The sequence below is a fragment of the Kitasatospora sp. NPDC091257 genome, from assembly GCF_044757675.1.
Lineage (GTDB): Bacteria > Actinomycetota > Actinomycetes > Streptomycetales > Streptomycetaceae > Kitasatospora > Kitasatospora lactacystinica.
In genome coordinates this window covers 1-8,691 of the sequence record NZ_JBIVVI010000253.1, presented here as the reverse complement: position 1 = coordinate 8,691, position 8,691 = coordinate 1, and the positions used below count along the sequence as shown (strand labels likewise).

Sequence of the window (8,691 nt, the reverse complement as noted above, 5' to 3'; positions counted from 1 at the left end):
CGTACCCGTCCCCCGCCGGGTGCCCCGGACCGCCGGGCGGGCCGGCCGGACCGCCGGGACCGCCGGGCGTCGCCGCGTGCGGGGCCGTGAAGTACTCCGGCCCGTCCGTCCCCCCGTGCCCCCCGGGCACCGACGGCGGCGAAGGGGCCGACCACCCGCCGTGCGGACGGTCGGCGCCCTGACCGCTGTCGTATCGATTACCAGCCACGGTCCGAAGGTACCCGCCCGGCCCGGCCCGCGTCGGCCCCGGACGGAGCCGGGGCCGGTTTGCAGCGAGGCTGAGACGAACGGGGCCGAAACCCGCCGGAACGACCCCCGGGAGCCCAACAGCCCAACAGCCCGGCACCCCGGGAGCCCGGCAGTCCCCGGAGGCGCTACCGCTGCGCGCCGACCGACGGCCCGTGCACCGCCGCGGCCGCGCTGGTGCCGGCCGGGCAGCCGCCCGGCCCGGCCGTGGTGCGGACGGCGCCGACCGGCAGCAGGGTGCCGCAGGCGATCCGGATGCCGTTGGGCAGCTCGTTGTCCGACTCCACGATCGCGCCGTCGCCGATCACCGCGCCGTCCAGCGCCGAGCGGTCGCCGACGGTGGCGAAGGCGCCCACGATCGAGTCCTTGACCAGGGTGTCCGGGCCGATCACCGCGCCCGGCAGGATCACGCTGCCCTCGACGATCGCGCCGGCCTCGACCACCGCGTCCTCGGAGACCACGGTGCCGCCGCTGAGCACCGCGCCCGGGTGGACGGTGGCGCCGGGCAGCAGCAGGGCGTCGCCGGTCGGGCCGGGGACGGCCGGGGAGTCGACCTTGCCGAGCACCAGGTCGGCCGAGCCGCGGACGAAGGCCGCCGGGGTGCCCAGGTCCAGCCAGTACGAGGTGTCGACGACGCCGCGCAGCAGTGCGCCGGTGGCCAGCAGCTCGGGGAAGGTCTCGCGCTCGACGGACACCTCGCGGCCGGCCGGGATGCGGTCGATCACGGACCGGGTGAAGACGTAGCAGCCGGCGTTGATCTGGTCGGTGACGATCTGCTCGGGGGTCTCCGGCTTCTCCAGGAACTCCAGCACCCGCCCGTCCTCGTCGGTCGGGACGAGACCGAAGGCGCGCGGGTCCTCGACCCGGGTCAGGTGCAGGGTGACGTCGGCCCCGGCGGCCACGTGGCCGTCGCGCAGGGCGGCGATGTCGACACCGGAGAGGATGTCGCCGTTGAAGACCAGGACCGGTTCGTCCGGGCCGCAGGTCAGCCCGGACGCGGCGTTGCGGATGGCCCCGCCGGTGCCCAGCGGCTCGCGCTCGGTCAGGTAGACCAGCTCGATGCCGTACGGGGTGCCGTCCTGGAAGTGGTCCTCGAACACCTCGGCCAGGTACGACGTGGCCAGCACGACGCGGGTGACGCCGGCGGCGGCCGCGCGGGCCAACTGGTGCGCGATGAACGGGACGCCTGCCACCGGCAGCATCGGCTTGGGGGTGTGGGTGGTCAGCGGACGCAGTCGCGTGCCCTTACCACCGACCAGCATGATCGCCTCGGTCATGGTCTGCGCTGTTCCCCTTGTGTCTCTGCGGCCCGGCCCGGCGGGCCGACACCTCGTCGTCGGTCTGGACCCGGCCGTCCGGCCGGCGCGGGTCGCCACCCGTCCGGGGCTTCCGTCCGGAACGGGTCGACCGGAACGAAGCCGGTCCGGGCCTACTGTATTTGCTTCCGACCGAATGCCCGTCCGGCGCCTGTGCGATTGCCGTCACTCCCCGTACGCCCGCCGTACCGGCGCGCGCCGTCGGGCCGCCCAAAAGCCCGGCCCGGCGGGCGCGTTCGAAGCGTCCACCGGGCCGGGCGGTTGTAGCAGAACTGTCGAACAGCGGGCTCTGCGACGGGCGTTACGCGTCCACCGTCGCGGGCTGCTCCTCGCTCCCGGCCGGCGGGAGGGCCTTCACCGAGTCGAGCAGCAGCTGGGCCACGTCGACCACCTTCAGGTGCTCCTTGGCCGCGCCCTCGTTCTTCTTGCCGTTGACCGAGTCGGAGAGCATCACCAGGCAGAACGGGCAGGCGGTGGAGACGATGTCGGGGTTGAGCGACAGCGCCTCGTCCACGCGCTCGGTGTTGATCCGCTTGCCGATGCGCTCCTCCATCCACATCCGGGCACCGCCGGCGCCGCAGCAGAAGCCGCGCTCCTTGTGCCGGTGCATCTCCTGCTGGCGCAGGCCGGGGACCTTGTCCATGATCTCGCGCGGCGGGCTGTAGACCTTGTTGTGGCGGCCCAGGTAGCAGGGGTCGTGGTAGGTGATCAGGCCCTCGACCGGGTTGACCGGGATCAGCTTGCCCTCGTCGATGAGGTGCTGGAGCAGCTGGGTGTGGTGGATGACCTCGAAGTGGCCGCCCAGCTGCGGGTACTCGTTGGCGATGGTGTTGAAGCAGTGCGGGCAGGTGGCGACGATCCGCTTGACCGGGGCGTCCTCCAGGGCCGCGTTCAGCGTCTCCACGTTCTGCGCGCCGAGCATCTGGAACAGGAACTCGTTGCCCAGGCGGCGGGCGGAGTCACCGGTGCAGGACTCCTCCTTGCCGAGGATCGCGAACTTCACGCCCGCGGTGTGCAGCAGCTCCGCGAAGGCCTTGGTGGTCTTCTTGGCGCGGTCCTCCAGGGCGCCGGCGCAGCCGACCCAGTAGAGGTACTCGACCTCGGCGGGGTCGATGTCCTCACCGATCACCGGCACCTCGATGCCGGTCTCCTTCTTGAGCTCCTTGACCCAGTCCAGGCGGGCCTTGGTGGCCATGCCCCACGGGTTGCCCTTGTTCTCCAGGTTCTTGAGCATCGTCCCGGCCTCGGTCGGGAACGAGGACTCGATCATCACCTGGTAGCGGCGCATGTCGACGATGTGGTCGATGTGCTCGATGTCCACCGGGCACTGCTCGACGCAGGCGCCGCAGGTGGTGCAGGACCACAGCACGTCCGGGTCGATGACGCCGTTCTCCTCGGCGGTGCCGATCAGCGGGCGCCCGGCCTCGGCCAGGGCGGCCGCCGGGACGTCCTTGAGCTGCTCGGAGGTGGCCTTCTCCTCGCCCTCCATGTCCTTGCCGCCGCCGGCCAGCAGGTACGGCGCCTTGCCGTAGGCGTGCTCGCGCAGGCTCATGATCAGCAGCTTCGGCGAGAGCGGCTTGCCGGTGTTCCAGGCCGGGCACTGCGACTGGCAGCGGCCGCACTCGGTGCAGGTGGAGAAGTCGAGGATGCCCTTCCAGGAGAAGTGCTCGACCTGGGAGACGCCGAAGACGGCGTCCTCGGCCGGGTCCTCGAAGTCGATCGGCTGACCGTCGCTGGTCATCGGACGGAGGGCGCCGAGCGCGGTGCCGCCGTCCTCCTCGCGCTTGAAGTAGATGTTGAAGAAGCCGAGGAAGCGGTGCCAGGCCACGCCCATCGAGGGGTTGAGGCCGATGGTGGTCGCCCACGCGAACGAGATGGAGATCTTCAGCATCGCGAACAGGTAGATCAGGTTCTCCAGCGTGCCGTGCGACAGGCCGCTCAGCGCGGAGACCAGCGGGTACGAGACCAGGTGCTCCGGCCCGTACGAGTCGACGCCGTTGAGGGCGCCCTCCAGGCCGCGCAGCATCAGGATGCACAGGCCGATGCCGAGGATCGTGTACTCGACGTAGAAGGCCTGCCAGGCGATCGAGCCGGCGAACCGGGACTTGCGGCCCGACCGGGACGGCAGGCTCATCAGCCGGATCACGATCAGGACCAGGATGCCCAGGGTGGTCAGGGTGCCGACCAGCTCGACGAAGAGCTGCCAGATCATCCAGTGGCCGATGATCGGCAGCGCGAAGTCGGCGTCGAAGAGCTGGCCGAAGGCGTTGACGATGGTCAGCACCAGGCTGAAGAAGCCCACCGCGACGAACCAGTGGGCGATCCCGACGATCCCCCAGCGGTTCATCCTGGTGTGGCCGACGAACTCGGTCGCGACGGTCTTCACCCGCTGGGCGGGCTGCCCGAAGCGGGTGGGGTCCGGCGCGCCGGTGCGGACCACCTTGTAGATGTACAACGCCGCACGGGCGGCGAGCGCGGTGCCGATCACGAATGTGACCAGCGAGATGACGATCGCTGCTAGCTGCATCGGCTCTCCGTCTCCTGCGGCTTTGCGGTTGAGCAGGCTCTGCGGTTCCACGTTCTTCGGGAACCGAGTGTACTGGTCGGTAACTTGCCGGGCCGACGGCCCGGACATTACCGGTGGACAACGGTTCTCCAGAAGATTCCCAAGCTATGGCGGCAGTCACGTGGGCGCACCCCCGCCACGGCGCGGCGGGACACTCCGGCGGCGGGCGCCCACCGATCCGCTCAGCAAAGTTGAGCGAGCCGCACTCATACCTGTTGACGCCGCCCACCGAGTCATGCATCCTTGAGCCCGTAAAGCTCAACTCTTCCGTGGAGGTATCTACGATGGCACGCGCGGTCGGCATCGACCTCGGTACGACGAACTCGGTCGTCAGCGTTCTGGAGGGTGGCGAGCCCACCGTCATCACCAACGCCGAGGGTGCGCGGACCACGCCGTCCGTCGTCGCCTTCGCCAAGAACGGCGAGGTTCTGGTCGGCGAGGTGGCCAAGCGCCAGGCGGTCACCAACGTCGACCGCACCATCCGCTCGGTCAAGCGCCACATGGGCACCGGGTGGAAGATCAACATCGATGGCAAGGACTTCAACCCCCAGCAGATCTCGGCCTTCGTGCTGCAGAAGCTGAAGCGGGACGCCGAGGCGTACCTGGGCGAGACCGTCACCGACGCCGTCATCACCGTCCCGGCGTACTTCAACGACTCCGAGCGCCAGGCCACCAAGGAGGCCGGTGAGATCGCGGGCCTCAACGTCCTGCGCATCGTCAACGAGCCGACCGCGGCCGCCCTCGCGTACGGCCTGGACAAGGACGACCAGACCATCCTGGTCTTCGACCTCGGCGGCGGCACCTTCGACGTCTCCCTCCTGGAGATCGGCGACGGGGTCGTCGAGGTGAAGGCCACCAACGGTGACAACCACCTCGGTGGTGACGACTGGGACCAGCGCGTCGTCGACCACCTGGTCAAGGTCTTCCAGGCCGGCCACGGCGTCGACCTGTCCAAGGACAAGATGGCCCTGCAGCGTCTGCGCGAGGCCTCCGAGAAGGCGAAGATCGAGCTGTCCTCGTCCTCCGAGACCTCGATCAACCTGCCGTACATCACGGCCTCCGCCGAGGGCCCGCTGCACCTGGACGAGAAGCTCACCCGCGCCCAGTTCCAGCAGCTGACCGCGGACCTGCTGGAGCGCTGCAAGGTCCCGTTCCACAACGTCATCAAGGACGCCGGCATCTCGCTCTCCGAGATCGACCACGTCGTCCTCGTCGGCGGCTCGACCCGCATGCCGGCCGTCGCCGAGCTCGTCAAGGAGCTGACCGGCGGCCAGGACGCCAACAAGGGCGTCAACCCGGACGAGGTCGTCGCCATCGGCGCCGCGCTCCAGGCCGGTGTCCTCAAGGGCGAGGTCAAGGACGTCCTGCTGCTCGACGTCACCCCGCTGTCCCTCGGCATCGAGACCAAGGGCGGCATCATGACCAAGCTGATCGAGCGCAACACCACGATCCCGACCAAGCGCTCCGAGATCTTCACCACGGCCGAGGACAACCAGCCGTCCGTGCAGATCCAGGTCTACCAGGGCGAGCGCGAGATCGCCGCGTACAACAAGAAGCTCGGCATGTTCGAGCTGACCGGCCTGCCGCCGGCGCCGCGCGGCCTGCCGCAGATCGAGGTCACCTTCGACATCGACGCCAACGGCATCATGCACGTCGGCGCCAAGGACCTCGGCACCGGCAAGGAGCAGAAGATGACCGTCACCGGCGGCTCCTCGCTGCCGAAGGACGAGGTCGACCGCATGCGCCGCGAGGCCGAGCAGTACGCCGAGGACGACCACAAGCGCCGCGAGGCCGTGGAGACCCGCAACTCCGCCGAGCAGCTCGTCTACTCGACCGAGAAGTTCATCGCCGACAACGCCGACAAGCTGCCGGGCGACGTCAAGACCGAGGTCGAGACCGCCATCGGCGAGCTCAAGGAGGCCCTGAAGGGCGAGGACATCGCGAAGATCCGCGAGGCCTCGGAGAAGGTCTCCACCACCGCGCAGAAGCTCGGCCAGGCGCTGTACGCCAACGCCGACGCCGCTGCCGGTGCCGCCCCCTCCGGTGACTCCGCCCAGGCCAAGGACGACGACGTCGTCGACGCCGAGATCGTGGACGACGAGAAGCCCAAGGGTGGTGCGGCATGACGGACAAGCCGCAGGGCGGTAAGCCCGGCGACGACTCCGCCGCCGAAGAGGCCGTGATCAAGGCTGCCGAGGAGGCCGCCGCGGCCGGCACCGGGGAATCCGGGTCGGACGACCTCGCCACCGCCAAGCGCGAGCTCGCCGAGCGCACCGGTGACCTCCAGCGCCTCCAGGCCGAGTACCAGAACTACCGCAAGCGCGTCGAGCGCGACCGGCTGACCGTCCGCGAGATCGCCGTCTCCAATATCCTGGAGTCGCTGATCCCGGTCCTGGACGACATCGGCCGCGCCCGCGAGCACGGCGAGGTCACGGGCGGCTTCAAGTCCGTCGCCGAGTCGCTGGAGACGGTCGTCGCCAAGCTGGGCCTGCAGCAGTTCGGCAAGGAGGGCGAGCCCTTCGACCCGACCATGCACGAGGCGCTGATGCACAGCTACTCCTCGGACGTCACCGAGGACACCTGCGTGCAGATCCTCCAGCCCGGCTACCGCATCGGCGAGCGGATCATCCGCCCGGCGATGGTGGCCGTCGCGGAGCCCCAGCCCGGCAGCCAGGCGTCCTCCCCGGACGCCGAGCCGAAGTCCGCCGACGCGGACAAGTCCGACGGTGGCTCGGACAGCTGACAACCTGTGACAGCTGACAACCAGTGCGCTGCGGAGTCGTACGCCGGCCAGTACGGCGGCCGGCTCCGCAGCGCTCTGTCAGCAGCCGTTTGCTCACCGGCTGTTGACAGCACAGTGACGATGGACATCGGGAGGTGGCGGAAGCCATGAGTGGCAAGGACTTTGTCGAGAAGGACTACTACAAGGTCCTCGGCGTGCCCAAGGACGCCACCGCCACCGAGATCAAGAAGACCTACCGCAAGCTCGCGCGCGAGTTCCACCCCGACGCCAACAAGGGTGACTCCAAGGCCGAGGAGCGGTTCAAGGACATCTCCGAGGCGTACGACGTCCTCTCCGACGAGAAGCGCCGCAAGGAGTACGACGAGGCCCGCAGCCTCTTCGCCAACGGCGGCTTCCGGGCCGGCGGCGGCCCCGGTGGCAACGGCAGCTACAGCTTCGACTTCGGCGACCTCTTCAGCGGCAGCCAGGGCGGCGCCGGCCAGGCCGGCGGCGGCCTCGGCGACGTGTTCGGCGGCCTCTTCAACCGCGGCGGCACCCGGCAGGCCCAGCCCCGGCGCGGCGCCGACGTCGAGACCGAGGTGACGCTCTCCTTCGAGGAGGCGGTGGACGGCGCGACCGTCCCGCTGCGGATGACCAGCCAGGCCCCCTGCCGAGGCTGCAACGGCACCGGCGCCAAGTCCGGCACCACCCCGCGGGTCTGTCCGACCTGCGTCGGCGCGGGCACCGTCAGCCGCGGCCAGGGCGCCTTCGCCCTCTCCGAGCCGTGCAAGGACTGCCGCGGCCGGGGCATGATCGTCGACGACCCGTGCCCCGACTGCCACGGCAGCGGCCGGGCCAGCTCGGCCCGCACCATGCAGGTCCGGATCCCGGCCGGCGTCCAGGCCGACCAGCGCATCCGGCTCAAGGGCAAGGGCGCCCAGGGCGAGCGCGGCGGGCAGCCCGGCGACCTCTACGTGACCGTGCACGTCGACCCCCACCCGGTCTTCGGCCGCAAGGGCGACAACCTCACCGTCACCGTCCCGGTGGCCTTCCCCGAAGCCGCGCTCGGCGCCACCATCGAGGTGCCCACGCTGAACGGCCCGACCGTGAAGCTCAAGCTGCCCCCGGGCAGCGCCAACGGCCTCACCATGCGCGCCCGCGGCAAGGGCGCCACCCGCAAGGACGGCACCCGCGGCGACCTCCTCGTCACCGTCGAGGTCGTGGTGCCCCAGCACGTCACCGGCGACGCGCTGAACGCCCTTGAGCAGTACCGCGAGGCCACCGCCTCCGACGATCCGCGCGCCGCCCTGTTCCGGGCGGCGAAGGGAGCGTGACGACCAGATGTCCCCGATGTCCCCGATGAACCCGATCGACCCCGACACCCCGATCGGCCCCGGCCTCGGCGAGGGCCTGCCCGGTGCCGGCCCCCGCCGCACCCGCCGCGCCGCCGCGGCCCCGCCGACGTACGTCCTCACCGAGGACACTCCGGTGTACGTCATCTCCGTGGCCGCCGAACTGTCCGGTCTGCACCCGCAGACCCTGCGTCAGTACGACCGCCTCGGCCTGGTCTGCCCCGACCGCACCGCCGGCCGCGGCCGCCGCTACTCCGCGCGCGACATCCAGCAGCTGCGCGAGGTCCAGCGGCTCTCCCAGGACGAGGGCATCAACCTGGCGGGCATCAAGCGGATCATCGAGCTGGAGAACCAGGTCACCGCCCTGCGGTCCCGGGTCGCGGAACTGGTCGACTCCCTGGAGGGCGCCGCCACCGCCGTCCTGGTGCTGGGCGGCGAGGCCGTCGGCCAGCAGCTCTGGACGAGCCTGCGCGCGGCGCCGGGCACCAC

The 8,691-nt window shown here is 70.6% G+C and carries 5 protein-coding genes and 1 pseudogene; 4 read left to right on the top strand and 2 right to left on the bottom strand.

Annotated features, from left to right (window positions below; genetic code table 11):
• Positions 1-458: 458 nt before the first annotated feature.
• Positions 459-1,523: pseudogene (locus ACIQOV_RS14575) on the bottom strand (sugar phosphate nucleotidyltransferase); the annotation flags it as partial.
• Positions 1,524-1,863: 340 nt separating this feature from the next.
• Positions 1,864-4,089 (bottom strand): heterodisulfide reductase-related iron-sulfur binding cluster, encoded by a 2,226-nt coding sequence (locus tag ACIQOV_RS14570; RefSeq protein WP_401048558.1) that lies wholly within the window; start codon positions 4,087-4,089, stop codon positions 1,864-1,866.
• A gap of 323 nt (positions 4,090-4,412) precedes the next feature.
• Here ACIQOV_RS14570 and dnaK point away from each other — a divergent pair, with 323 nt between their 5' ends.
• The 4 genes from dnaK to ACIQOV_RS14550 all read left to right on the top strand — a co-directional run.
• The gene (dnaK, locus tag ACIQOV_RS14565) at positions 4,413-6,254 is read left to right on the top strand and encodes a molecular chaperone DnaK (protein ID WP_359897741.1); all 1,842 of its coding nucleotides are present in this window, start codon (positions 4,413-4,415) and stop codon (positions 6,252-6,254) included.
• Positions 6,251-6,871 (top strand): nucleotide exchange factor GrpE, encoded by a 621-nt coding sequence (gene grpE, locus ACIQOV_RS14560; RefSeq protein ID WP_359897740.1) that lies wholly within the window; start codon positions 6,251-6,253, stop codon positions 6,869-6,871. Before dnaK ends, grpE begins: the two co-directional genes overlap by 4 nt.
• A 146-nt stretch (positions 6,872-7,017) precedes the next feature.
• Positions 7,018-8,184: a molecular chaperone DnaJ gene (gene dnaJ / locus ACIQOV_RS14555; RefSeq protein ID WP_401048555.1), complete on the top strand. Its 1,167-nt coding sequence runs from the start codon at positions 7,018-7,020 to the stop codon at positions 8,182-8,184.
• Positions 8,185-8,200: 16 nt separating this feature from the next.
• On the top strand, positions 8,201-8,691 hold a 491-nt coding region (locus ACIQOV_RS14550), incomplete at its 3' end, for a heat shock protein transcriptional repressor HspR (protein WP_401048560.1).